This window comes from Halomicroarcula saliterrae (genome assembly GCF_031624395.1).
GTDB lineage: Archaea > Halobacteriota > Halobacteria > Halobacteriales > Haloarculaceae > Haloarcula > Haloarcula saliterrae.
On record NZ_JAMQON010000003.1, the window covers coordinates 179,984 to 204,417 of the forward strand.

Below are 24,434 nucleotides of genomic sequence, written 5' to 3' on the forward strand. Positions count from 1 at the left end.
CGCTTCGCCGTCCGAACCATGACAAGGCTTAATCCCCGGCGATGACAACTCCGACCGTTGATGGCCCTACCCATCGCGTTCGAGTCGTCCCTGGCCTTGCAGACGTTCGATATCGTCGGCATCGCCGTCCCGGAGAGTGCCGTCCTCGGCGGCGGCATCGTCACAATAATTCTGCTCATCGTCCTCTCGGCGTTCTTTTCGTCCTCGGAAATCGCGATGTTCTCGCTCCCGGCCCACCGGACGGAGGCGCTGGTCGAGGACGGCGTGCCGGGCGCCAAGACGCTCAAAGCGCTCAAGGCCGACCCCCACCGGCTGCTCGTGACCATCCTCGTCGGCAACAACCTCGTCAACATCGCGATGTCCTCCATCGCGACCGGGTTGCTGGGCTTTTACCTCTCGCGGGGCCAGGCCGTGCTGGCGGCGACGTTCGGCATCACCGCCATCGTCCTGCTCTTTGGCGAGAGCGCCCCCAAGAGCTACGCCGTCGAGAACACGGAGTCGTGGGCGCTGCGGATATCGAAGCCGCTGAAGTTCGCCGAGAAGGTCCTGCTCCCGCTCATCCTCTTTTTCGACTACCTGACCCGTATCGTCAACAGGATAACCGGCGGTCGCTCGGCCATCGAGACCTCCTACGTCACCCGCGAGGAGATTCAGGACATCATCGAGACGGGCGAGCGCGAGGGCGTTCTGGACGAGGAGGAACGCGAGATGCTCCAGCGCACGCTCCGGTTCAACGACACCATCGCCAAGGAGGTGATGACCCCCCGCCTCGATATGACCGCCGTCGCGAAGGACGCCCCAGTGCGCGAGGCGCTCGAAACGGCCATCCAGAGCGGCCACGCGCGCCTGCCCGTCTACGAGGGGAGCCTCGACAACGTCATCGGCGTCGTCCACATCCGCGACCTCGTCCGGGACCTGGACTACGGCGAGAAGTTCTCCGATGAGATCGTCCTGGCGGATCTCATCGAGCCGACGCTGCACGTCCCCGAGTCCAAGAACGTCGACGACCTGCTGACCGAGATGCGCGCCGAACGGCTCCACATGGTCATCGTCATCGACGAGTTCGGCACCACCGAAGGGCTCGTGACGATGGAGGACCTCACCGAGGAGATCGTCGGCGAGATTCTCGAAGGCGAGGAGGAAGAGCCGATCGAGTACATCGGCGACGATACGGTCACCGTCAAAGGCGAGGTCAACATCGAGGAAGTCAACGAGGCGCTCGGCCTCGAACTGCCCGAGGGCGAGGAGTTCGAGACCATCGCCGGCTTCATCTTCAACCGCGCGGGCCGACTTGTCGAGGAGGGCGAGACCATCACCTACGAGGGCGTCGAAATCCGCATCGAACAGGTCGAGAACACCCGCATCATGAAGGCCCGAATCGTCAAACTCGACGTCGAGGAAGACGAGGCCGAGGAAGCGCAGGTCGAATGACACGGCCGTCTCTCGGTCGGGCAGTGCCAGTAGTTCTCGCCGCTCGATAGACAGTCGCTAGAACGTGTGACCGGCGCCGCAAGCAGGACCGGTCGGACGGAGAGCTAGCAGTGTTCAGGCGAGCGTATCGACGGCGAAGAAGACGCCGTACGAGAGCGCGAAGGCGAGCACGAGCGAGCCGAGCCACGCCAGTACGGTTTTGCCCATCTTGCCGCGGCTCACTTCGCCGTCGCCGGCGGCCGCGCCGGAGCCGACGATGGCCGAGACGATGATTTCGTTGAAGGAGACGGGGAGCCCGAAAAACACCGCGGTCTGGGCGATGATGAAACTCGGGATGAGCGCGGCGATAGAGCGCCTGGGGCCCAGCGAGGAGTAGTCCTGCGCGATGGCCTTTATCATCCGCGGGGCGCCGGTCCAGGAGCCGATAAGCAGGCCGAGACCACCGAAGAGCAGGACGCCGGTGATTGGGACGACCGACGCCGGCCCCGAGTCGAGCAGCGGGAGCAGCGGACCCAGTGCGAGCCCGACCTGGCTCCCGCCCGCCGAGAACGCGACCAGGCCGCCGAGCACGAGCAGGAAGTGGCGCTGCCCGGCCGCGGTGTCGTTTCGCACGTCCCGGTAGAGCAGGCCGCCGCCGAGCAGCGCCGCCAGCAGCGTGACGACGGCTATCGTCGGCAGTATCGGCGTCCCGAGCGCCCGTCCGACCGCTCGCGCGACGGAGGCCTGCTCGGAGCCGGGCGCGAGCAGGACGAAGCGGACGTTCGCGAGCAGCCCGGCGACGAGCGCGCCCAGCAGCGGGACCACGACGTCTTCGGGGACGGACTCGTGACGAAGCGACCACGCCGTCGCGTAGGCGATGCCGCCGCCGACGAAGGGCACCGCGACCCACAGCGAGACGATTTCGACGTACTTCGCCGTGGCGGGCTGGCCGCCCATCGCCAGCCCGACGCCGACGACGGCGCCGGTGACGGTGAAGGCCGTCGCTATCGGGTAGCCGGTGAAGATGCCAAACGCCACGAGCAGGGCCGCCGTCACGAGCGCGACGATAGCCGCTATCGCGGAGAGACCGCCGCCGTCGGGGAACAGTACTAACCCGCCACCGACGGTCTCGGTGACGTTCGCGCCCTGTAACACCGCGCCGGCGAGCCCGAGGATGCCGACGAAGAACCCGGCCCGCATCACCGAGATAGCGTTGGCGCCGACCGCCGGCGCGAACGGCGTGGACCCCGAGGAACCCGCCCCGATTGCCCACGCCATGAACAGGCTCGCCGCGGACGCTACGATGAGCGTCACCAGCACACTCGTCGCTACCATCTACACCGGCGTTTGCCCTTGCCACCAATGAGCCTACCGTTCGCCGCGTCGGCCATCTCCAGTCGAAGCGGAGGGGTATGCGGCTGTATGCCACGGAGCGGTCGGTGACCGGTGACAGCTCTGGCCCAACATGTTGGTCAAACGCTGAACCCGTCGGCGGGGTTTCACTGCGGTATGCGACGCACCGACGACCCGCCGGCGAGAGAGACGACGGACCGCCCCACTGTGACACGTGCCGTGGCTGTGACGGCCGCGCTTTCGACGCTGCTTGGCCTCGCCCACCACGTCGACCACGTCGTCAGGGGGAACCACGTGGGCTGGCCCGTGACGGGGCAAGTGAACCCATTTACCTACAGCCTCGCAATCTACCCGTTCGTCGCCGTCGGGCTCTATCTGACGGTGACCGGGCGCGTCGGCAACCGGTACTGGGCCGGCTTTTTCGCCTGCAGCGCGGCCATGCTCGCGTACTTCCACGTGAGCCCGTGGGCCATCGAGCCGCCGGGCGACGTGATACTGCCCTACGCCGACCCGACCGCGGGCTATCTCGCCTTCGCCGTTCTGCTCGCTCTCATCGCGTCGGTCACGCTCGGCTCGCTGTTCGCGGCAGTGGCGTGGTCCCGGGAGACGGCATGACCGATGCCCGAGCGCGGCGGCCGGCCGGGTGCGGGCGACGAGCGGCCGGACGTTTATTCCGGACCGGAGCCAACGGACAGCAGAGATGGTCCCACGACGAGGTCCGGAGGGAGCGCCGTGATACGGGCGCGCTTCCGGCTTGCGCTCCGGGAAGGGCTGTGGGTCACAGCGGTGTCCACGAGGTTCCCGGACGCGACGCTCCGGTTGCTCACGGGCGTCCCGATGGGGGACCGAGCGCTGGAACTGGGGGAGGTTCGGGCCGACGACCCCGACCCCGTCGTCGAGGCCATCCGAACCCATCCCGACATCACCGACTACGAGGCGCTCTGGACCGGCGACGGGCGGGCCCTCGCGCAGTACGAGGCCGTCGAGCAGGGGCTCTACGAGTTTCTCTGGGCGTCCTCGTTGCCGCCGGAGTTCCCCATCCTCGTCGAGAACGGCGTCATGGAGTTCGACCTGACGGCGACCCGGGACCAGTTCGAGGCGTTCGGGGCGTCACTCGACGCGGGCGACCACGACTACGAGCTGCTGTCGGTCGTCCACGCGGCGGACGGCGGCGGCCCGCTCACGGAGCGCCAGCGCGAGTGTGTCACCGCGGCGCTCCGGCTGGGCTACTTCGAGGTCCCGCGGCGGTGTACCCTCGCCGAGGTCGCCGACGAACTGGACGTCGACAAATCGACCGCCAGCGAGACCATCCGTCGGGGCACGGCCCGCGTGATGGGACAGTTCCTGCTGGGCGACGACCGACGGGAGTGAGACGCGGGCACGACGTGGAGTCGGCGGTCGCGCGACCGGACGGTGGTGTGTCGTGAGCCGACTGTGGCGGCGCTCGACCCACCGGCTGGCCCATCTGGTGCTGGCGGTCGCGCTCGGCGCGTTCGTCTACTCGCCGCTGCGGACGGACCCGACAGCTGTGCTCGCCGTGCAGGTCGGCCTGTTCCCGCTGCTGGCGCTCTCCGGACTGTTGCTGTGGAAAGGGGCGGCGCTACGACGCCGATTCCGCGGCCGGTGAGGTCGGCGGCCTATCGCCGCCCGCCCGGGAGCGTCCGTAGAACGGCGAGACGAGTGCAGCGACGGGCCGGCCGTCTCAGTTGGTCTTCGGGTCCCGTTCCTCGCCGGGTTCGACGGCGTCGACGCCCTCGGCGGCCTCGACCGCCTCGGTCGTCTTCTCGGTGTCGACGTGCCAGCGGTCGACGTCGGAGTCGTAGTCGGCCAACTGGTTCGAGACGCGCAGCTTCAGGTCGTCGTCGTTGACGTTGACCTCGAAGACGTACTCCGGGTCGTCCTCGTCGCCGATGCGCCGGAGGTTCGCACTGACCAGCGGGTTGTCGAAGTAGTACGGGGCGATCTGGGTCATCACGTTGCGGTAGACGGTGTCCTCGACCTTTCGCAGCGCCTTCCGACCGGCCGAGTCGGCCGCGCGGGCGACGTAGTCGACCGACTCGCCCCACTTGTCGATGGCCTCGTCGGGCTCGTCGAGGTTCTCGTAGGACTCGGTCAGTTTCTCGCCGGCCTTCTGGAGGTCCTCGTCGGGTTCCTTGCCGGCCTGCTCGCCCTTCCCCTCGTCGATGCTGGCCTGTTCGGCCGTCTTCTCGTTGACGTCCTCGTCGAGCCGTTCGTGGGTCTTCGGTCGCCACTCGTCGAACTCCTCGAGAGCGTCGTCGTCGATGTCGGTCGCGACTTCGTCGTCACCGAGGAGCTCTTTCAGTGCCTGCGTGATGCGCTCGCCGTGTTCGACCACGTCGACCCAGCCGCCGTGTGTCTTGAATCCAGAGACGCTCTCTTCGATATCTGCCATTGTAGAAGGTGCGAACGGTGTAGTACCGTGTGTCTTTCTGTTACCGCTCGCAGTGGTTAAACGTTTCCGCCGGGCGTGTTCGGGGACTGCGTCTCAGATGGTGTCCGGGAACTGCGCTGGTGATTTCCCGATGTCGACCGGGCGCGACAGCGGGCGCGGACCCGCGTCGACTGGGCGCTGTGGCCACCGGCAGGTCGGGGAGCCGGCGGCAGTTTGTTCCCCTTATCAGTGTCGCGCACCTACGTTCGACGATGCCATCCGCACTATTCGTCGTCAGCGAGGAAGGCTACTGGGGCGAGGAATGTATCGAACCGCTCACGACACTCACCGACGCGGGCGTCGACATCGAGGTCGCGACGCCCAGCGGCAGCCCGCCGGTCATCGACGAGCGCTCCGTCGACCCCGAGGAAGTCGGCGAGGAGACGGCCGAACGCTGCATCTCGGTCCACGAGAACGACGAGCGGCTCAACGACCCGTCACCGACCGCGCAGGTCGACGCCGTCGACTACGACGCCGTCGTCTTCCCCGGCGGCCACGGCACCGAGTGGGACGTGAATCAGGACCGGGACGCGCGTCGGCTGCTGCGCGACGCCGTCGCCCACGAGGACGGGACGGCGCTGGTCGTCTGTCACGCCGTCGGTATCCTCGCCTTTACCCGGACGAGCACCGGCGACTTCCTCGTCGACGGCCGCTCGGTCACCGGCTTCCCGAACGAGTGGGAGGAGGGTATCGTCGACGACAACGGCGTGATGCCCGACGGCCGCAAGCTCCCCTACTGGGTCGAGGACGAAGTGATAGCCGCCGGCGGTGAGTGGGACGCAGAGCTCGACGACGACACCAGCGTCACCGTCGACGGCGACCTCGTCACGGCCCGGGGCCCGCCCTCCTCGGCCGAGGCCGCCCGGACGCTGCTCGACGAGCTCGGTGTCGAGCAGCCGGCGTAACCAGCCGACAGCGGTCTACCGCGTTCGGCTCGCGGCCGCATCGGGGCCCGAGTCACGCAGTAACGCCCCCGAAACCGCCTATAAGCTGTTTGTAACTTTCTCGCCGGCTGGATAATTGTGAGCACATGTCACGCAGAACGACACGGCGGCGGTTACTGCGGCTTACCGGCCTCGCTGGTGTCGCCGCGCTGGCAGGTTGTGGCGGAAACGGTGGGTCGGGCGGTGGCGGTGGGAACCGGCTCTCCTGGCACGCTGGGGGGACCGGCGGGACCTACTTCCCGCTCTCGAACGAGTTCAAGACCGTCGTCGAGGGCCGGACCGACTACACGCTGAACGTCCAGTCAACCGGCGCGAGCGTCGAGAACGTCGGTAACCTCGCCAGCGGTGACGCCGACTTCGCGCTCATCCAGAACGACATCGCCTCCTTCGCGAAGAACGGCACCGGCATCGACGCCTTCGAGGGGAGCCCCGTCGAGAGCCTGCGGGGCGTCGCGACGCTGTACCCCGAGACCATCACCATCGTCACGCTGGGGAGTACCGGCATCACGCAGATGTCGGACCTCTCGGGGGCGACCATCAACACCGGCGACCTCGGGTCGGGGACGCAGGTCAACGCCCTCCAGATTCTGGACGCGGTGGGTATCAGCGACTTCACCGAGCAGAACGCATCCTTCTCGCAGGCGGCCGACCAGCTTCGCAACGGCGACATCGACGCTGCGTTCGTCGTCGGCGGCTGGCCCGTCGGCGCCATCGAGGACCTCGCGAACACCAACGACGTCGTCCTCGTCCCCATCGAGGGGCAGAACCGCCAGTCAGTCAAAGACGCCGCGTCGTGGTTCTCCGACGACACCATCCCGGCGGGCACCTACACTGGCGTCGAGCAGGCTGTCGAGACGGTCGCGGTGCAGGCCATGATAGCCACGCGGGCGGGGATGGCCGAGGCGACGGTCCGGGAGGTGACCGCGGCCATCTTCGACAACACGGGCGAGCTCACCATCAAGACCGACTTCATCACGAAGGACAGCGCTCAGGACGGGATGTCCATCGAGCTCCACCCCGGCGCCGCGGCGTACTTCGGCACCGGGGCAGGCACCGGCACCGGCACTGCCACTGGCACCGGCATGGGGAACTGACCGCGGGCGCCCACATGCCCACCGCCCGCACCGTCGCACTTGCCGCCGTCGCACTGGTCGCACTCGCGGCCGCCCCGGCCGTGCCGACCGGACGCGCCCTCGTCGTCGCGGACGCCGAGACCGGCGAGGCCTACCTGCAAACGCCGGTCGAGAACGGGACCGCCGTCACCCTCGCGTACACCCACAGCGTCGAGAAGACTCCGGTCAGAGACGTCTACGTCGTCGACGGCGACCGCCTCGTCGCCGCGAGGATGACCTTCGAGTCCTACGGCTGGGGGTTACCGAGTCGCGCGAACGTCACGCGAGAGGACGGCCGCTTCGTCTCCGACCCGTCCGGGGCCTACCAGCGCATCACCGTCGCGCCCGGCGACGTCGCCGGCCACAGGCTGCGCGTGGGGAATCGGAGCTACGACCTCGTCGGCCTGACCGACGAGCGCTCGGTCGATATCCACATCACCCGGCGGTCGGCGGTCGCGGCCGCCGCTGACTCACTATGACTGGCACACACACCGACGACGACCCGCCAGCCGAATCGGACGATCAGGAAGACGTCGAGGAGATGCTCCAGGAGATAGAGCGGCGGCGGTCGCTCCAGGGCGTGGCGGCCGTGACAGTCGCCGTCGTCGGCATCTCCTTCTCGCTGTTCCAGATGTGGCTCGCCGCGAAGGGGTTCGTCCTCTCGGTGACACTGCCCGGCCTCGGCCGGTTCCAGCTCGCGGCGCTCCAGTTGCTCCAGATAAACGCCGTCCACGTGGCCTTCGGACTGGTGCTCGCGTTCCTGCTGTATCCCACGTCGACCGGCGACGGCGTGGTGAGCCGCCGGTTCGCGAGCCTCGGAACCCGGACGCGCGAGCGCCTCGGGCCGGACCACCCCGTGAGCCGCGGCGTCGACACCGTCGGCGACGGGCTGGCCTGGCTCGCCCTGGACCGCGACATGGACCGGGTGACGCCGTTCGACCTGGTCTTGATAGCTATCTCGGTGCTCGCGGCGTCGTACTTCATCACCGACTTCGCGGAGATACAGCGGATGCGCGCGCTCGGGCTGGAAGCGGGCCGGACGCTCGTGGAGGTGTATCCGCTGCTTTCGCCCGTCGCGGGGCTGCTCGGTCCGCTCGCCGACACGTCGTACGCGTTCGTTCTGGGGGTGCTGGGCGTCCTGCTCGTCCTCGAAGCGACCCGACGGGCCATCGGCCTGCCGCTGATGCTCATCGTCGCGGCCTTCGTCGTCTACGCCCGCTACGGCTACCTCATTCCGGGCGGGACCGCCTACGTCGGCGTCCTCTCTATCCCGCGGCTCGGGTGGAACTCCATCATCCAGAACCTCTGGTACAACACCGAGAACGGCGTCTTCGGGATTCCGGTCACCGTCTCGGTGCAGTTCATCTACATCTTCATCCTCTTCGGCGCGTTCCTGGAGATGTCCGGTGCCGGCCAGTGGTTCATCGACCTCGCCTACGGCGCCACCGGGACCCGGCGGGGCGGCCCGGCGAAAGCGAGCATCCTCGCCAGCGGGTTCATGGGCACTATCTCGGGCTCCTCTATCGCGAACACCGTTACCACCGGCGCCTTCACCATCCCGCTGATGAAGCGGTCCGGCTACCGGCCGGAGTTCGCCGGCGGCGTCGAGGCGTCGGCGTCCTCGGGCGGGCAGATACTCCCGCCGGTGATGGGCGCCGCGGCCTTCCTCATCGTCCAGTACACGGCGACGCCCTTCGCCGACGTCATCATCGCCGCCTCGATTCCCGCCATCGTCTTCTTCTTCGGCGTCTGGGTGATGGTCCACTTCGAGGCGACGAAGGAGCAGATCGGGGGGCTGGACCCCGCGGAGCTGGTCGACCTCCGCCAGCACCTCCGGAACGGCTGGTTCTACCTCGTCCCGATCAGCTTGCTGCTGTACTACCTGCTGGTCGCGCGGCTCTCGGTCGCCCGGTCGGCGTGGTTCACACTCATCGCAATCGGGGCGCTCATCACGCTCGTGGCGGCCTACAGCCACGAGACGCGGGGGCGGTTGCTCGGGCTGCTCGGGCTCCTGTTCGCGGGGACCCTCCTCGCCCAGTACCTCGCCGGCGCGGGCGTCCTCGGGGCGCTGCTGGGCGGTGGCTCCGGCGGCCAGTCGCTGCGAGCCGCCTTCGCGGCCACCGTCGGCTCGCTGGGCGGCATCGCCATTACGGCCGGCGTGCTCACGCTCGCCACGCACCCGTACATCGACGCGCACGTCCTCGACTTCGACGATGCGGTCGACAACGCTGCCGAGCGCACCGCGAGAGTCGTCGGCAGCCCCTCCCTGACCGGCAACGGGCTCTACCGGCTGGGCACCTTCCTCGGGAAGTCGATGGAGAGCGGCGCGCGGACGGCGGTGCCGGTCGTCGTCGCCGTCGCCGCCGCTGGCATCATCCCCGGCGTCATCAGCGTCTCCGGACTGGGGCCGAACCTCGTCGCGCTCATCCGGGCGGTCGCCGGCGGCTCGCTCGTCCTGCTCTTGCTCGTGACCGCCGTCGCCTCCATCATCCTCGGGATGGGGATGCCGACGACGGTGACCTACATCATCCTGGTCTCGCTGCTCGCGCCCGCGCTGGTCACCTTCGGCGTCCCCGAGCTGGCGGCGCACCTGTTCATCCTCTACTTCGGCGTCATCGCCGACATCACACCGCCGGTGGCGGTCGCGGCCTACGCGGCCGCCGGGGTGGCCAAGTCGGACGCCTTCCAGACCGGTATCGAGGCGTTCTCGCTGTCGCTGAACAAGGCCATCGTCCCGTTCGCGTTCATCCTCGCGCCGGGTATCGTCCTGCTCCGTCCCACGGAGCCCGGCAGCCAGATCTACCGGGTCGTCAGACTGTCGGACTTCGCCGACCCGGGCTTTGCCATCTTCGAGGTCGCCATCCCGGTCATCGGGGTGTTCGTCGGCGTCGTGGCGCTGGCGGCGACGGTCATCGGCTTCGTCTCCGCGCCGGTCGCCCGGAGCCGGCGGGTGGCCTTCGCCGTGAGTTCACTGCTGTTGATGGCCCCCGGGCTGGCCGTCTCGGGGACCTACGACGTCCTCGGGTTCATCGGCATGGGCGGCGGCGAGATGACGCTCCTGCTGGACGTGGCGTTGCGGGCCGCGGGGCTGGCGCTCTTTGCCGTCCTGCTGGCCGAGAACCGTCGGCAGTCGGAGGGCGTCACCGAAACGACCGGGAGCCCCGAGCCCGCGTGATACCGCCGGCCGGACGGTCGTCGCGAGCTTCGCCGGCCCGTGCGCGGCGTCCGCTCGAAACGGGACAGCCGGCAGTACGACCGGCGCGCCGTCAACGTTTACTCCCCACCCGCCGAGAGCCACCGTATGGCACTCGAACGGCGCGGTGACGCCTCGCTGGTCACACACGCGCTCGCGAAGGACGAACTCTCCCGGCTGCGCGAGAAGGACACCGAACAGGTCGAGTTCCGGAAGGGGCTGGTCCGGCTGGGTCGCCTCTGTGGTTACGAGATAATCGACGGGCGCATGGAGACCGAGTACGTCGAAATCGAGACGCCCCTGACCACGACGATGGGCGAGCGGGTGACGGGGCTGGACGACGTGGTCATCGTCAACGTCCTCCGGGCGGCGACGCCGTTCGTCGAAGGGCTGTTGAAGGCGTTTCCCCGGGCCCGGCAAGGCGTCATCTCGGCGAGCCGCGACGAGTCGGCTGGGATGGACGAGGACGGCGAGTTCCCCATCTCCGTCGACTACGTCAAGCTCCCCGACATCGGTCCCGACGACACCGTCATCGTCGCCGACCCGATGCTGGCGACCGGGTCGACGATGACCGCCGTGCTGGACCACATCACCGGGGCGGGCGGCGACCCCGACCACCTCGTCGTCCTCTCGGCGGTGGCCGCCCCGCCCGGCATCGTCCGCGTGAGCGAGGCGTTCCCCGACGTGGACCTGCTGACCGTCGCTATCGACGACGAGCTCGACGAGGAGGGCTTTATCGTCCCCGGACTTGGCGACGCGGGCGACCGGGCGTTCCGGACGACCTGAGGGGAGCGCCGGCCCCGTCGGCAGCTCGCTACAGCGGCTCCGCCGAGTCGAAACGGTTTTTGTGTGGGTCCGATTATGACGGATATCCCGTCGACCAGCCGAACCGCAAACCCCCTTTCTTCCGCTGGAAACCGACAGACAGCGCCGGTTTTTCTCTCCACCCGAAACTCAGTTCGCTGAGAGCATGACCGGGGTGCTCATACTGTTGGCTGTAACTTCGTGAAGATATTCGCCACCCCGGGGTGGCGAAATCGGTCACGTGATTACAGCCGACAGTATCAGTAGTCGATGTCGGCTCGGCCGCTGGTCGCGCTGCGAATCCGGTCCCGGAGGTCGCTCGCCTCGGCCGTCGGCAACCGGACTGAAAACGTCACCTCGGCCCCGTACTCGGCCGAAAAGTCCACATCGGCCGACTCCAGCAGGCTCCGCACGCTGCCCGAGTCGTCGTATTCGACGGTGACGGTGAACCGCTCGTGTGGGACCGACTCGACGACGCCGGCGGCGTCGACGGCGTCTTTGACCGACCGCGAATACGACCGGGCCAGCCCGCCCACGCCGAGGTTCGTCCCGCCGTAGTAGCGGGTGACCACGGCGGCGACGTTCTCGATGTCCCGTTGCTGGAGCACGTTCAGGGCCGGCTTGCCGGCGCTCCCGCTGGGTTCGGCGTCGTCGCTCGAATACTCCCGGAACGGTTCGGCCCGCACCCGATACGCCGGGACGTTGTGGGTGGCGTCGGCGTACTGCTCGCGTATCTCGTCGACGAACGCCTCGGCCTCGGCGACGGTCTCGGCTGGCGCGACGTGGCCGATGAACTCCGAGCCCTGCACCTCGAAGCTCGCGGCGGCGCGCTCGGCGACGGTCCGGAAACTCTCTGCCACACCGGTGGTTCGCCCGACGGCCGCATAGCCCTTATTCTTGCTCGCCGCGCGAGGCGGCGTCGGGGTCGCGGCTACCCCACAGCCGCTTGTCGAGCAGTCGGACGCGCATCCCCGCCCGGACGCGAATCTGACAGGACAGCCGCGGGTAACCAAAACGCTCCGCGAGGTCGTCGTGCCAGTGGTCCGGGTCGGACGGCTCGGCCAGCCGGACGCCACAGGTGGCACAGAGCCCGTTGCCGCCGCAGTTGAGCCGGCGGGCGTAACGGCCGTGGGGCGAGAGACCGGCATCGAGGAGGGCGTCGCGGAGAACACTCCCCGCCGGCGCGGTCAGCTCCTCGACCGAGCCGTCGGGCAGTTCGACGGTGATGGTGACCGGGTGCGCCATCAGGCCAGTTCGATAGTCCGGACGAACGCCATCTCGCGCAGTTCGTTGATGAGGTCGCCGGGCAGCGCCTCGTCGGTGATGACGTAGAGCCGGGGGTCGTCGGTGAACTCCGGGTCCTCGCTGAGCACCTGCCGGATGGAGATGTCGCGCTCGGCGATAGCGGCCGTCACCCGCGAGACGATACCGGACTCGTCGGCCGCCCGCACGGAGATGGTGATAGCGGTGAGGTCGAGCACCGGCGCGAGGTCCAGCAGACTGGGAACGGCGGAGATGTTCCGGAAGATGCGCCGCAGCTCGTCGTCGGCGAGGATAGCGTCCGTCGTGGCGTTGACGACCCGGCGGTCGACGCCGACCTCGCGGGCGATGCCGGTGTTGGGAATCTCGATGCCGCCCGAGACCACCCGCCCCTCCTCGTTGACCGAGAACCCCCGTTCGAGCAGCAGGCGGATGACGGCCTGCTGGCCCGGAGAGTCCTCGAACTTCTCCATAATCTCGTCGAACATGGGAGACCAATCGTGAGCAGTGCGTTTCGCTCTTGGGGTCCTAGAATTCGAAGGTGTCAGACGAGACAGTAAACACGATCCGCTTGCCCTGCTGTTCGAGACTCTCCAGAGTCTGGTCGGCGTCGGGTGCGTCCGCCCGTATCTCGTCCTCGTTGTTTTCGAATACCTCCGCAGCTCTGCTCTCGGAGTCAAACATCAGGTGGGCCGTGATGGTCGCGCCGCCGCCGCTGGCCGCGTTGATAGCGATCCCGCTTCGGGGGACGCTGACCGACAACGAGTCGACGAACGAACCGGACTGGACACCGGAGAGCGTCCCAGAGCTGACCACCGAGAGCAGCGTCTCCCAGCCCGTCCCGGCTGCATCGATAGACTGGGTGCCCCCGAATCGCGTGTCCAGCACCGTCTGGTAGTTGCTCGTGACGATAGCGTCCGGCCCCCAGGCGAGCCCATCGTAGACGGTGGACCCCTGATACGACTCGGTGTCCGACTCCGAGACCCCGAGGTTCGAACGAATCTCGTCCTGGTCGAACGTCCCCGTCAGAAAGACGAGCCCGGAATCGTCCGACCGTTCCATCCCGCCAAGATAGTCGATGTCCGACTGTTCGATACCGAACGTGTCGGCGATGTCTTGTATCTCGTAACGCTCGTACTCCGCCTGCGGGAACTCCGCTCGCGCCCCCTGTACGTCGAGCGCAAATGTCTCCGCAGTGCCCGAGACGACCGGGTCGGACGGAATCCACTGGGCCCAGGCAGGCGTGTCGGTCTGCCCGCCAGTCCCTGTCTCTCCGCTGCTCTCGGGCTGTTCGTCGGTCTCTCCGTCACTCTCGGTCTGTGTCCCAGTCTCGGTGCCCGTCGACTGACTGGTGGCAGTCCCGGTCCCCGACTCCGGGTCGCCGAGACGGAGACAGCCAGCCATCGCACCGACACCGGCGCCCCCGAGCCCGGTGAGTAGTGCCCGCCGCGACTGTCGCTGTGTCATGGTTTGGTGTGATTGCCAATCAGTATAAATTTTCTTTATTGAGATCAGAATTATCGCGTTGCAGCGCCAGTCACCCGAACATAGCGGGACGCACCGGTTCGGGACCGGACTGGAAATCGAGCGTGTCCTGTTCGGTGGCGACGACGAGCCGGCGTCCCCGCTGTTCGATACGCCGGACAGCTCCCGAACTGCTCGGTGAGCGTCGGTCGGTGTCGTAGACAGTGCCGGCCTGGAACTCGGAGACGAAGAGACACTGCGCCAGAAGTGCTCGGTACCGCGTCGAACGCACGTCTCGTCCGTCGACACCACCGTGAGACAGCCTACAGTTCGCCTTTCGTGCTGGCCACGTCGCTGCGCCGTTCGTCGATACGGGTCGCGTCGTCCAGCGCTCGGGCGAGCCCCTTGAACAGCGCCTCTATCTCGTGGTGGGCGTTCTCGCCCTCGACGGCACAGTGCAGCGTCAGTCCCGCGTTCGTCGCCAGCGAGCGCCCGAAGTGGCCGGCCATGTCGCTGGTCATCCCGCCGACCTCCGCTTGCGAGAACGCCCCGTCGAACTCGTAGTACGGTCGCCCGGAGATGTCGACGACGACGCTCGCGACGGCCTCGTCGAGGGGCACCTTCCGGTCGGCGAAGCGGACGATACCGCGCTTCTCGCCGAGCGCCTCGGTAAAGGCCTCACCGAGCGTGATGGCCACGTCCTCGACGGTGTGGTGGTCGTCGATTTCGAGGTCGCCGTCACACTGGACGGTGAGGTCGAACAGGCCGTGTGTCGAGAAGGAGTCCAGCATGTGGTCGAAAAAGCCGATGCCGGTGTCGACCGTCGAGTCGCCGTCGCCGTCGACGTCGAGGGTCACCTCGATGTCCGTCTCGGCCGTCTCGCGTGTCACGGCCGCCGTGCGGTCGGTCATACCCGGACTCTCGCGGGCCGGCTATTTGGGGGTTTTGTCCGCTGTGAATCGTTTTCCGTGCCACCGGGTCTGAGCCCGAAGTCCACCCGCCGGCACGCGCGGGGCAGAGCGGCAGACGGTCGGCGCGCCACCCGCGTGTCAGTGGCCGTCCGGACCGATATATCGGCAACGAGACGCGCTGTCAGTGGGTAGCTCGGAAGACAAGCTATTCGTAGCAGCACGAGATACCTCTGTCAATGTCAGAGTCGCCGTTTCTCATAGGAATTGCGGGTGGTACGGGCGCCGGAAAGACGACAATCGCGACCGAAATCGTGGACGCGGTGGACGTGGATATGGTTCTGCTGTCGCTGGACAACTACTACTGCGACCAGTCGGAGCTCTCGCCGGAAGAGCGGGCAGAGCTAAATTTCGACCATCCCGACGCGATCGACTGGGAACGGTTGATCGGCGACGTCCGTTCGCTTTCGGAGAACGAGGCGGTCGCCGTTCCACAGTACAACCTGGAGACGCACACGCGTGAGCGAGACCCCATCACAGTCGAACCCGAACCGATCGTCATCGTCGAGGGCATTCTCGCCCTGTACCACGACCGCATTCTGGACCAGCTGGACCTCTCGATTTACGTCCAGACGGACCCCGACGTCCGTGTCCTCCGGCGCATCCGGCGAGATATCGAGGAGCGTGACCGAACAGTCGACGGGGTCATCGAACAGTATCTATCGACGGTGAAACCGATGCACGAACAGTTCGTCGAGCCCACGAAGCGGAAAGCCGATATCATCATCCCGGAGGGCGTGAACGAACCCGCGATGGAGCTCCTCCAGGAGAAGGCGATGAGGGAGATCGGTCCGAAAGCCGAGTATCAGGAGATGTGAATCGCGGGCTTGTTCGGTCTGGCCTTCTTCGCGAGGTCGTCGTCCTCGCTCGCCCGCCGAACGGTCACCTCGGCGCCGAACTCGTCCTCGAAGAGCCAGGCGGCCTGCGCCAGCACGTCGAGCTCCCGCTCGCCGTCGACGATCGGTTCGAGGCCCTTGCTCCGGTCGGCCAGGTCGGCGGCGTAGTCCGCGGCGGCGTCGCCGTGGGCCTGCATCGACTCGTCGGCCATGATCTCGCCGACGATGGCGGCGTCGGGGTCGGCCGACTGGGCCGTGCGGTAGGCCTCGTACTTCCAGTCCTCGGCGACCACGAGCTCGATTCGCTCGGGGTCCGAGATGTCGACGACCTCGGTGATGTCGCGCACGTCGGCGAGCGTCGTCCGGACGAGCCCGCGCTCGATGCGGTAGTCGGAGACGTCACGCAGCGACTCGGGCCAGTCGGCCTCGGCGACGAGCCCGTCCGCCTCCAGCAGGTGCCACAGCTCCTCGGCCAGATACGGGGCGATGGGAGCGAGCAGCTTCGTCAGCACGCGCAGCCCGCGGCTGTAGGCGAACAGGTAGGGCGGTTCGTAGCGCTCGTAGCGCCGGAGGAGGCGGGCGAACCGCTGGAGTTCGCCGACGACGCGGTGGAACCGGAAGCGGTCGTACTCCTCGGTGACGGCGGCGATGGTGCGGTCTATCTCCCGTTCGAGGTAGGCGTCGTGGGGCTCGCTCTCCGTGCGGACGGGGCGGGCTTCCTGAGAGCGGTGCCGGCGCGTTCGCTGGTCGACGAAGTCGCTGACCATCCCGTAGATGTCCTGCTGGAACTCGTAGGCCGTCGAGACGTCCTTGACCGTCCACTCGAAGTCCTGAGCGGGGTGGGCCGCCGAGAGGACGAACAGTCGGGTGGTCTCGGCGCCGTACTCGTGGGGCGCGACGGCGTTGCCGGCGGACTTGGACATCTTCTCGCCGCTGTGTAACACCGTCCCCTGATTGATGAGCCGCTCGACGGGTTCACGCTCGTCGAGCAGCCCCAGGTCCGCCAGCGCCCGCGTGAAAAAGCGGATGTACAGCAGGTGGAGCACGGCGTGTTCCTCGCCGCCGACGTAGACGTCGACTGGGAGCCACTGGTCGGCCGTCTGCTGGTCGAACGGCGCATCGTCGAAGTGAGGACTGAGGAATCGCAGGAAGTACCACGAGGAGTCGACGAACGTGTCCATCGTGTCGGTCTCCCGGGTCGCCTCGCCGCCGCAGTCGGGACAGGTCGTCGCTTTCCACTCCTCGGCCGCATCGAGCGGGTTACCGGTCGTCTGGACGTACGCGGGCAGTTCGACGGGGAGGTCCTCGTCGGGGACCGGGACGGCCCCACAGTCGGGGCAGTGGACGATGGGGATGGGCGTCCCCCAGTAGCGCTGCCGGGAGATGAGCCAGTCCCGCAGGCGGTAGGTCGTCGCTTCCTCGACGCCGTCGTGGTCGAGCAGGCGCTCGCGGGCGGCCGTGCTGGCGAGGCCGTCGTACTCGCCGCTCGACGTCAGCATGCCGTCTTCGGTGTAGGGGTCGTCTGGCAGGTTCGTCCCGCTGCCGTCGACGGGTTCGACCACCTGCGAGACGGGGAGGTCGTGTGCCTCGGCGAAGTCGTGGTCGCGCTCGTTGTGGGCGGGCACGCCCATCACCGCGCCGGTGCCCACGTCGTCCAGCACGTAGGCGGCGACGTAGACGGGAATCCGCTCGCCGGTGAACGGGTGGGTCGCTGTCAGGTCGGTCGCGACGCCGGAGAGCCCGGCGTCGTCCGTGCCGGCGACCTCGTCGAGGTAGGCCGCCACGTCGTCGTCCGTCTCGGCCAGCTCGCTCACCAGGTCGTGGCCCGGCGCGAGCGCGAGATAGGTCGCGCCGTAGACGGTGTCCAGCCGGGTGGTAAAGGCCGACACCTCGCCGTACTCGTCCACGTCGAAAGTCACGCCGGCACCCTCCTGTCGGCCGATCCAGTTTCGCTGGCTGTCCCTGACCCCTTCGGGCCACCCCTCTAGGTCGTCCAGCCCGTCGTACAGCTCGTCGGCGTAGTCGGTGATGGTGAAGAACCACTGGTCGAGGTCCCGCTGGGTGACCGCAGTGCCACAGCGCCAGCAGACGCCGCCGGCGGTGTGGCCGTGGGCGGCCTCGTACTCGTCGGTCTCGACCTGTGCGTCCGCGAGAACGGTCTCACAGTCCGGACACCAGTTGACCGTCGCGGAGTCGTACTCGACGAGGTCGTTGTCGAGAAACCGGGTGAACAGCCACTGGTTCCACTGGTAGTACTCCGGGTCACAGGTCGTAATCTCCCGTGACCAGTCGTAGCCAAAGCCCATCTCCTTCAGGTCGTCGCGCATCCGCTCGATACAGGAGCGGGTCCAGGACTCCGGGTCCGTATCGCGCTCGTAGGCCGCGTTCTCGGCGGGCAGGCCGAAGGCGTCCCAGCCCATCGGGTGGAGGACGCGGTCCCCGGCCATCCGTCGGTAGCGGGCGTGGGCGTCGGTGATGGCGTAGTTGCGGATGTGGCCCATATGCAGCGACCCGGAGGTGTAGGGGAACATCCCCAGCACGTAGGTTCGGTCCTCGGGGGCCTCAGCTCCCGAGGGCGTCTCGTAGACCCCCTCCCGCTCCCAGACGTGCTGCCAGTACTCCGTGACCCGTGCGTGGTCGTAGCGGCGCGACATTCGATAGTGGGAGTGGGTCGCCGTGACACATGAGTGTTCGGCTCACGGGAGCGCGGTGGCTCCGTCAGACCGGTCAGTCGGGTTTTCGGGCCTCGATAGTGGCGGAGACGAGATACTCGCTCGGGTCGTAGTCGTCGGCCCACTCGCGGATGAAGGAGTCGCTGTCGTCTTTCGGCGAGATGTCGACAGCCTCGAAGCCGGCGTCGGCGAGCATCGTTTCGAGCGCGTCGACGGTCGCCGCGCCGGCCACACACGCGGCGAGCGAGTCGGGGTCACGCGTCACCTCGGGCGGGAACTCGGCCGTCTGGACCACGTCCGAGACGGCGAGTCGACCGCCGGGGCGCAGCGCCCGGTAGGCCTCGCGGAACACCTGCGGTTTGTCCGGCGAGAGGTTGACGACACAGTTCGAGATGACCGCGTCGACGGTGGCGTCGGCTACAGGGAGGTGTTCGATTTCGCCGAGGCGGAACTCGACCGTCTCCGCGTCGTTCGCCCGGGCGTTCTCGCGGGCTTTCTCGACCATCTCGGGCGTCATGTCGACGCCGATGACACGGCCCGCCGAACCGACGGCGTCGGCCGCGAGAAAGCAGTCGAAGCCGGCGCCCGACCCGAGGTCGAGGACCGTCTCGCCGGCGTCGAGGTCGGCGATAGCCTGTGGGTTCCCACAGCCCAGCCCGAGGTTCGCGTCGCCGGCCACCGCGTCGACCTCGTCGTCCGCGTAGCCCAGCTGGCGGGCCGTCGCGTCGGCGCCGCTCGCGCCCGCGGCGTCGTCACAGCAGCCGCCGCCGTCCGCCGACTCGTCCCCGCAGCAGCCGTCGCTGTCGGTCGCGATGTCGGCGTACCGCTCGCGGACGATGCGTCGCTGTTCGTCGTCGGGCCGGCCGGACGGTGTGGGTGAATCAGTGTCAGTCATCGGTGTGGAGCGTATCGAGGGTGTTCAGCAGCGACGCTGCGGCCGGCGTCAGGTCGTAGTAGCGCCAGCGGCCGTCCTTCTCGCGCGTGACGAGGCCGGCGTCGAACAGCGTCGAGAGCGCGTGGCTCACGGCGCTCTGGCTCAGCCCGACGGCGTCGGGGAGCTCGCAGGCGCAGACGGCACCGTCGGCGGCCGAGAGCAACAGGAGCAGCTCGTATCTGGTGTCGTTCGCGGCGCCCGACAGCAGGCCCACGTCGGCCGCGAGGCGCTCGTCGTCGACGTCGTGGGCCAGCGGTTCACAGCAGGCCCGGCCGTCGGTCCGTTGGTTCGATGCCATCGTTCTACTTCGATATATGAGCATATATGCATATGACTGTTTCGCCGGCGGTGGTACCGGTGTTACCCGGTAACATCGGTGTCCGCGGGCGTTTTTCAGCGGGGCCCGCGAGTACCCCCACATGGCCTCGAACAAGGACGGCTACGCGGAGACGGTCGACTACGACAAGTCGCTGGACGAACACCCCACGGACGACGAACTCGACGCCGCCGTCGAGAACCTCGAAGCCAGTGGCTTCGACGTGGTCGTCGTCGACGACGCGGCGGCCGCGCTGGCCGAACTCGAATCACAGATTCCGGCCGGTGCCGGCGTGATGGACGGTCACTCCACGACGCTGGAGGAGATCGGCTTCATGGACCACCTCATGGAGGGCGACCACGACTGGGACAACCGCCACGCCGAGGTGTACGGTATCGACGACGACGCCGAGCGCCAGCGCGCCCGCCGGGAGGCCCAGGCCAGCGACTACTTCGTCGGCAGCGTCAACGCCATCGCCGGCACCGGCGAACTCGTCGCCGCCGACGCCTCCGGCAGCCGCGTCGGGGCCTATCCGTTCGCCGCCGAAAACCTCCTGCTGGTCGCCGGCACCAACAAGATCGTCGACGACCTCGACGCGGCGCTCGACCGACTGGAAAACGTCGCGTATCCGCTCGAAGACGCGCGTGCACAGGAAGCCTACGGACAGGGGAGTATGATCGGCAAACAGCTCATCTACCGCCAGGAAGCCGAAGAAGGCCGGACGACACTGGTTCTGGTCCGCGAGTCGCTGGGCTACTGACACTGTCGGCTGTCATCACGCGGAAAATATCGCCGCGACGGGATGGCGGATATTTCCACGAAGTTACGGCCACCAGTACGAGTACCCCCCGTCACTCCTCGCCGGACTCGTAGTGTTCGCCGGCCGACTCCGGAAGCCGGGTCCGGCCGACGAACGCGAGGACGACGATGACCGCGACGAAGGGGATAGTCTGGACGAGCGAGTCGGGCACGGCATAGAGCTGGCTCGTCTGCAGACGCAACTGGATAGCGTCCAGACCGGCAAACAGCGCCGTCGAGAGCAACGCCCCGACCGGGTTGTAGTTCCCGAAGAGGTACGCGACGATGGCGATGAACCCCTTGCCGTTGACCATCGTCGGCCCGTTGCCGGTGAACTGACCGATACTGAACGCCAGTGCCGCCCCGCCCATCCCGGAGAAGGTCCCCGACAGCAGGACGGCGGCGTAGCGGACCCGCGAGACGTCGACGCCGGCGGTGTCGAGCGCCTTCGGGTTCTCGCCGGCGGCCCGGACCCACCGCCCGAAGGCCGTCCGGTTGAGCGTGTACCACGCGGTGCCGACGGCCAGAAACATCAGGTAGACCGCGGGCGAGGCGTCGAACAGCGCGCCCACGACCGGGAGGTCAGCCAGCACGGGCACTGTGATGGTCCCGAGCGTCCCGACGCTGTCGGTGTTGGGGCCGCCGTAGATGACCTGCGAACCGAACGGCGCCAGGCCCAGCGCGATGAGCCACACCGCCAGTCCGGCGATAATCTGGTCGGCCCGGAACTCGATACAGACGACGGCGAACAGGCCGGCGAGCGCCGTCGCGGCGACGACACCGACGAGGAAGCCGAGCCACAGGGAGCCGGTGATATCGGCGCCGAAGACAGCCGTGAACGCCGCGATGATGAGCAGCCCCTCCAGCCCGATGTTGATGACGCCCGACTTCTCGGCGAAGATGCCGCCGATAGCGGCGAAGACGATAGGGACCGACAGCCGGAGCGTGGCCGCGAGCGTCGACGACGAGACCACGAGCCCGAACAGGCGGCCGGGCCCGGAGGCGGGCGCGACGAGCGCGGCGACGCCCAGCCCCGCAAGGAGCAGGCCCGCCGCCAGCGCGACGAGTGCCCGCCCGGAGGTCGGGACCGCGTCGAAGCGCTCAGTCATCGGCCTCACCTCCGATGGCGGCGGTGCCCGGGTCGTCCTGCCCGGCGGCGAGGCGCCGCCCGACGAGCCGGAAGAACTCCGGCATCGCCACGAAGAGGATGATGAGCCCGCGCAACACGCCGACCAGCTGGGGCGGCACGTTCGTCGCGAAGGCCACGACTGTCGACCCCGACTTGAGGACGCCAAAGAGCAGGGCCGCGAAGACGACGCCGACGGGGTTGTTGCCGGCGAGGATGGAGACGGTGATGCCGTCGAACCCGTAGCTGGGGACGCCCGTCTGGAACGTCCCGAGTATCATCATCACGTACACCGCGCCGCCGACGCCGCCGATAGCGCCCGACAGCGTCAGCGACGAGACGACGGTCCGCGCGGCGTCGACCCCGCCGTACTCCGCCGCGGCGGGCTGGATACCCGCGGTTCGGAGGTCGTAGCCGAAGGCCGTGGCGGTCAGCAGGTAGTAGACGCCGGCGACGAACGCGAGCGCCAGGAGCAGTGCCAGTATCGAGAAGTCGGTCCGCGGGTCGAAGATGACCGACGGGAACTGGCCGGCCGCCGGCAGCGGCGGCGTCTGGTTCGCCTGGCTGTTAGGGTCGTTGAACGGACCGGTGACGAGATACCGCGCCACCAGCACGGCGACGAAGTTGAGCATGATCGTGGTGATGACCTCGTTGGCTTCGGCGTAGGCCTTCAGCGCCCCCGGAATCGCCCCGTAGGCGCCGCCACCGACGGCACCGGCCAGGATACCGAGCGGGACCAGCAGCACCGCTCCCAGCCCGCCCGAGACCAGCGGCGCGGCCCACAGGACCGTCAGCGCCGACAGCAGCCCGCCCATGACGAGCTGGCCCTGCGTGCCGATGTTGAAGATGCCGGCCCGGAAGGCCAGCGCCACCGACAGCCCCGTGAACACGAGGACGGTCGTCTCCCGGAGCGTCAGCGCGAACTGCGGGTTCAGCGGCGACCAGCCGCCGGCGAAGGGGTCGCCCAGCGCACCCAGGAAGAGGCGGTCGAAGACGTAGAACGGGTCGTAACACAGCGTCGACCCGCCGATGGTCAACACGGGGTCCCGGCAGGTGGCCAGCAGGCCGGCGACGAAGACGATGACCGTCCCGAGGAGTATCGACAGCAAGAGCGCCGAGGCGGCGATGAGCACCCGCTCGCCGACCGACGTCTGTCCCAGCGCGATGAGTCGGCGGCGCGCCGTCTCGCGCCAGGACTCCCCGTCCGCGCTCATCGGTCGCCCCCCGTGGGGACGGGGTCGGGACGCGGGATGTCGGCGGGCTCCTCGCCGGCCATCAGGAGCCCCAGTTGCGACTCGGTCACCGAGTCGGGGTCGACCACGTCGACGAGCGACCCCTCGTACATGACGCCGAGGCGGTCGGAGAGCGACTGTACCTCGTCGAGCTTCGAGGAGACGAGCACGACGGCGACACCGGCGGCCCGGAGCGCGTCGATGCGGTCGTGGATGAACTCCATCGACCCGACGTCGACGCCTCTGGTCGGATGAGAGGCGATCAGCACGCTCGGGTCCCGGGCCAGTTCCCGGCCGACGACGAACTTCTGCTGGTTCCCGCCGGAGAGGGATTCGGCGTCCGTCCCGGCGTCCGGCGGTCGAACGTCGTACTCCGCGATGATCGACTCGGCGTGGTCAGTGGCCACGTCCCAGTCGATGCGCCCAGAGCGAGCGTAGGGCGCGCTGTGCTGGCTCCCCAGCAACCCGTTGCTCACGAGGTCGAAGTCCATCACGAGCCCCCTGTCCTGGCGGTCCTCGGGGACGTAAGCCATACCCTGCTCGATTCGGTCGCGCCGACTCGCCCCGGTCACGTCGGTGCCGTCGAGTTCGACACTGCCGGATTCGACCCTTCGGAGCCCGGTAATCGCCTCGATGAGTTCCGACTGCCCGTTGCCGTCGACGCCCGCGATGCCCAGCACCTCCCCGGCCCGGACCGAGAGCGAGACGCCGTCGACGGCGCGCACGCCGCGGCTGTCCTCGACGGCGAGGTCGTCGACCCGCAGGCGCTGCTCGCCGGGGTCGGCGGCCCGCCGGTCCACGTCCAGCAGGACCTCGCGGCCGACCATCAGCCGCGCCAGTTCCTCGCGCGTGACCGCGTCAGCGTCGACGACACCGACGTTCTGCCCGCCTCGCAGGACGGTTATCTCGTCGGCGGCGGTCATCGCCTCGCCGAGCTTGTGCGTGATGAAGATTATCGTCTTGCCCTGCGCGGTGAGTTCCTCGAACACCGAGAACAGGTCCGAGACCTCCTGTGGCGTCAGAACGGCCGTCGGTTCGTCGAGAATGAGAACGTCGGCACCGCGGTACAGCGCTTTGAGTATCTCGACGCGTTGCTGGGCGCCGACGCCGATGTCCTCGACGGCCGCGTCTGGGTCGACCGAGAAGCCGTAGCGGTCCACGAGCGTGCTGACCTCGCGGCGGGCCCGGTCGCGGTCGACAGTCAGTCCCAGCCACTTCCGTGGCTCGTTGCCCAGCGTGATGTTCTCGGTGACGGTCATCGGGTCGACCAGCATGAAGTGCTGGTGGATCATCCCGACGCCCGCGTCGATGGCGTCGCGCGGCGAGTCGAACGCCCGCTCGCGCCCGTCGACGACGACCCGGCCCGCGTCGGGCTCGTAGAGCCCGTAGAGGACGTTCATCAGCGTCGTCTTGCCGGCCCCGTTCTCCCCGAGGAGCGCGTGGACGGTCCCGCGTTCGACTTCGAGGTCCGCGGCGTCGTTGGCGACGACACCGGGGAACCGCTTCGTGATTCCATCGAGGTGGACGGCCGTACTCATTATTAGTGACCCTTGGGAGGGC

Annotated in this window: 25 protein-coding genes; 11 read left to right on the forward strand and 14 right to left on the reverse strand. The window is 68.1% G+C overall.

Features of this window, described 5'->3' with window-relative positions; genetic code table 11:
• Window positions 1-60 precede the first annotated feature (60 nt).
• Window positions 61-1,431 carry a hemolysin family protein gene (locus NDI56_RS12200; RefSeq protein ID WP_310919811.1) on the forward strand — a complete coding sequence of 457 codons (1,371 nt, stop codon included), beginning with the start codon at window positions 61-63 and terminating at the stop codon, window positions 1,429-1,431.
• A 114-nt stretch (window positions 1,432-1,545) separates the two neighbouring features.
• Here NDI56_RS12200 and NDI56_RS12205 read toward each other — a convergent pair whose 3' ends face one another.
• On the reverse strand, window positions 1,546-2,745 hold the full coding sequence (locus NDI56_RS12205; RefSeq protein WP_310919812.1) for an inorganic phosphate transporter: 1,200 nt from the start codon (window positions 2,743-2,745) through the stop codon (window positions 1,546-1,548).
• A gap of 174 nt (window positions 2,746-2,919) precedes the next feature.
• Here NDI56_RS12205 and NDI56_RS12210 point away from each other — a divergent pair, with 174 nt between their 5' ends.
• The 3 genes from NDI56_RS12210 to NDI56_RS12220 all read left to right on the forward strand — a co-directional run bounded on the left by NDI56_RS12210 (window position 2,920) and on the right by NDI56_RS12220 (window position 4,390).
• Window positions 2,920-3,378, forward strand: coding sequence for a hypothetical protein (locus NDI56_RS12210; RefSeq protein WP_310919813.1), 459 nt, complete (start codon window positions 2,920-2,922; stop codon window positions 3,376-3,378).
• Between the two features lie 117 nt (window positions 3,379-3,495).
• Window positions 3,496-4,134: a helix-turn-helix domain-containing protein gene (locus NDI56_RS12215; protein WP_310919815.1), complete on the forward strand. Its 639-nt coding sequence runs from the start codon at window positions 3,496-3,498 to the stop codon at window positions 4,132-4,134.
• Between the two features lie 52 nt (window positions 4,135-4,186).
• Entirely contained in the window at window positions 4,187-4,390 is a 204-nt protein-coding gene (locus NDI56_RS12220; protein ID WP_310919816.1) for a hypothetical protein, read from the forward strand.
• A 75-nt stretch (window positions 4,391-4,465) separates the two neighbouring features.
• Here NDI56_RS12220 and NDI56_RS12225 read toward each other — a convergent pair whose 3' ends face one another.
• Complete coding sequence (locus tag NDI56_RS12225) at window positions 4,466-5,176, reverse strand: DUF5828 family protein (RefSeq protein ID WP_310919817.1); 711 nt, start codon at window positions 5,174-5,176, stop codon at window positions 4,466-4,468.
• Window positions 5,177-5,427: 251 nt separating this feature from the next.
• Here NDI56_RS12225 and NDI56_RS12230 point away from each other — a divergent pair, with 251 nt between their 5' ends.
• The 5 genes from NDI56_RS12230 to upp all read left to right on the forward strand — a co-directional run bounded on the left by NDI56_RS12230 (window position 5,428) and on the right by upp (window position 11,250).
• Window positions 5,428-6,120, forward strand: coding sequence for a type 1 glutamine amidotransferase domain-containing protein (locus NDI56_RS12230; RefSeq protein WP_310919818.1), 693 nt, complete (start codon window positions 5,428-5,430; stop codon window positions 6,118-6,120).
• A 125-nt stretch (window positions 6,121-6,245) separates the two neighbouring features.
• Complete coding sequence (locus NDI56_RS12235) at window positions 6,246-7,253, forward strand: TAXI family TRAP transporter solute-binding subunit (protein ID WP_310919819.1); 1,008 nt, start codon at window positions 6,246-6,248, stop codon at window positions 7,251-7,253.
• 14 nt (window positions 7,254-7,267) lie between these two features.
• Window positions 7,268-7,750, forward strand: a complete 483-nt coding sequence (locus NDI56_RS12240) for a DUF1850 domain-containing protein (RefSeq protein WP_310919820.1) — start codon at window positions 7,268-7,270, stop codon at window positions 7,748-7,750.
• On the forward strand, window positions 7,747-10,446 hold the full coding sequence (locus NDI56_RS12245) for a TRAP transporter permease (protein WP_310919821.1): 2,700 nt from the start codon (window positions 7,747-7,749) through the stop codon (window positions 10,444-10,446). The genes NDI56_RS12240 and NDI56_RS12245 overlap by 4 nt, the downstream gene beginning before the upstream one ends.
• Before the next feature lie 126 nt (window positions 10,447-10,572).
• Window positions 10,573-11,250: a uracil phosphoribosyltransferase gene (gene upp, locus NDI56_RS12250; protein ID WP_310919822.1), complete on the forward strand. Its 678-nt coding sequence runs from the start codon at window positions 10,573-10,575 to the stop codon at window positions 11,248-11,250.
• Window positions 11,251-11,528: 278 nt separating this feature from the next.
• Here upp and NDI56_RS12255 read toward each other — a convergent pair whose 3' ends face one another.
• The 6 genes from NDI56_RS12255 to hisB form a co-directional block, all read right to left on the reverse strand.
• Window positions 11,529-12,128: an IMPACT family protein gene (locus tag NDI56_RS12255; protein ID WP_310919823.1), complete on the reverse strand. Its 600-nt coding sequence runs from the start codon at window positions 12,126-12,128 to the stop codon at window positions 11,529-11,531.
• 31 nt (window positions 12,129-12,159) lie between these two features.
• Window positions 12,160-12,513: a 2Fe-2S iron-sulfur cluster-binding protein gene (locus NDI56_RS12260; protein ID WP_310919824.1), complete on the reverse strand. Its 354-nt coding sequence runs from the start codon at window positions 12,511-12,513 to the stop codon at window positions 12,160-12,162.
• Window positions 12,513-13,016: an amino acid-binding protein gene (locus NDI56_RS12265; protein ID WP_310919825.1), complete on the reverse strand. Its 504-nt coding sequence runs from the start codon at window positions 13,014-13,016 to the stop codon at window positions 12,513-12,515. The genes NDI56_RS12260 and NDI56_RS12265 overlap by 1 nt, the downstream gene beginning before the upstream one ends.
• 40 nt (window positions 13,017-13,056) lie before the next feature.
• Window positions 13,057-13,995 carry a hypothetical protein gene (locus NDI56_RS12270; protein ID WP_310919826.1) on the reverse strand — a complete coding sequence of 313 codons (939 nt, stop codon included), beginning with the start codon at window positions 13,993-13,995 and terminating at the stop codon, window positions 13,057-13,059.
• Between the two features lie 70 nt (window positions 13,996-14,065).
• A complete protein-coding gene (locus tag NDI56_RS12275) occupies window positions 14,066-14,284 on the reverse strand; it encodes a hypothetical protein (protein ID WP_310919827.1) in 219 nt (72 codons plus the stop codon).
• 31 nt (window positions 14,285-14,315) lie between these two features.
• Window positions 14,316-14,903: an imidazoleglycerol-phosphate dehydratase HisB gene (hisB, locus tag NDI56_RS12280; RefSeq protein WP_310919828.1), complete on the reverse strand. Its 588-nt coding sequence runs from the start codon at window positions 14,901-14,903 to the stop codon at window positions 14,316-14,318.
• 236 nt (window positions 14,904-15,139) lie between these two features.
• Here hisB and udk point away from each other — a divergent pair, with 236 nt between their 5' ends.
• Window positions 15,140-15,778 (forward strand): uridine kinase, encoded by a 639-nt coding sequence (gene udk / locus NDI56_RS12285; RefSeq protein ID WP_310919829.1) that lies wholly within the window; start codon window positions 15,140-15,142, stop codon window positions 15,776-15,778.
• Here udk and leuS read toward each other — a convergent pair.
• The 3 genes from leuS to NDI56_RS12300 form a co-directional block, all read right to left on the reverse strand.
• The gene (gene leuS, locus NDI56_RS12290) at window positions 15,766-18,450 is read right to left on the reverse strand and encodes a leucine--tRNA ligase (RefSeq protein WP_310919830.1); all 2,685 of its coding nucleotides are present in this window, start codon (window positions 18,448-18,450) and stop codon (window positions 15,766-15,768) included. The genes udk and leuS overlap by 13 nt on opposite strands.
• A gap of 73 nt (window positions 18,451-18,523) precedes the next feature.
• Entirely contained in the window at window positions 18,524-19,363 is an 840-nt protein-coding gene (gene arsM / locus NDI56_RS12295) for an arsenite methyltransferase (RefSeq protein WP_310919831.1), read from the reverse strand.
• Window positions 19,356-19,700: an ArsR/SmtB family transcription factor gene (locus NDI56_RS12300; protein ID WP_310919833.1), complete on the reverse strand. Its 345-nt coding sequence runs from the start codon at window positions 19,698-19,700 to the stop codon at window positions 19,356-19,358. Before NDI56_RS12300 ends, arsM begins: the two co-directional genes overlap by 8 nt.
• A 121-nt stretch (window positions 19,701-19,821) precedes the next feature.
• Here NDI56_RS12300 and NDI56_RS12305 point away from each other — a divergent pair, with 121 nt between their 5' ends.
• The gene (locus tag NDI56_RS12305) at window positions 19,822-20,478 is read left to right on the forward strand and encodes a lactate utilization protein (RefSeq protein WP_310919834.1); all 657 of its coding nucleotides are present in this window, start codon (window positions 19,822-19,824) and stop codon (window positions 20,476-20,478) included.
• 91 nt (window positions 20,479-20,569) lie between these two features.
• On the opposite strand, the gene NDI56_RS12310 is transcribed toward NDI56_RS12305, so the two are convergent.
• The 3 genes from NDI56_RS12310 to NDI56_RS12320 are packed head-to-tail and all read right to left on the reverse strand — an operon-like array spanning window position 20,570 to window position 24,412.
• Window positions 20,570-21,625 carry an ABC transporter permease gene (locus tag NDI56_RS12310; RefSeq protein WP_310919835.1) on the reverse strand — a complete coding sequence of 352 codons (1,056 nt, stop codon included), beginning with the start codon at window positions 21,623-21,625 and terminating at the stop codon, window positions 20,570-20,572.
• Window positions 21,618-22,856, reverse strand: a complete 1,239-nt coding sequence (locus NDI56_RS12315) for an ABC transporter permease (protein WP_310919836.1) — start codon at window positions 22,854-22,856, stop codon at window positions 21,618-21,620. The genes NDI56_RS12310 and NDI56_RS12315 overlap by 8 nt, the downstream gene beginning before the upstream one ends.
• Window positions 22,853-24,412, reverse strand: a complete 1,560-nt coding sequence (locus NDI56_RS12320) for an ABC transporter ATP-binding protein (RefSeq protein ID WP_310919837.1) — start codon at window positions 24,410-24,412, stop codon at window positions 22,853-22,855. The genes NDI56_RS12315 and NDI56_RS12320 overlap by 4 nt, the downstream gene beginning before the upstream one ends.
• Window positions 24,413-24,434: the final 22 nt, after the last annotated feature.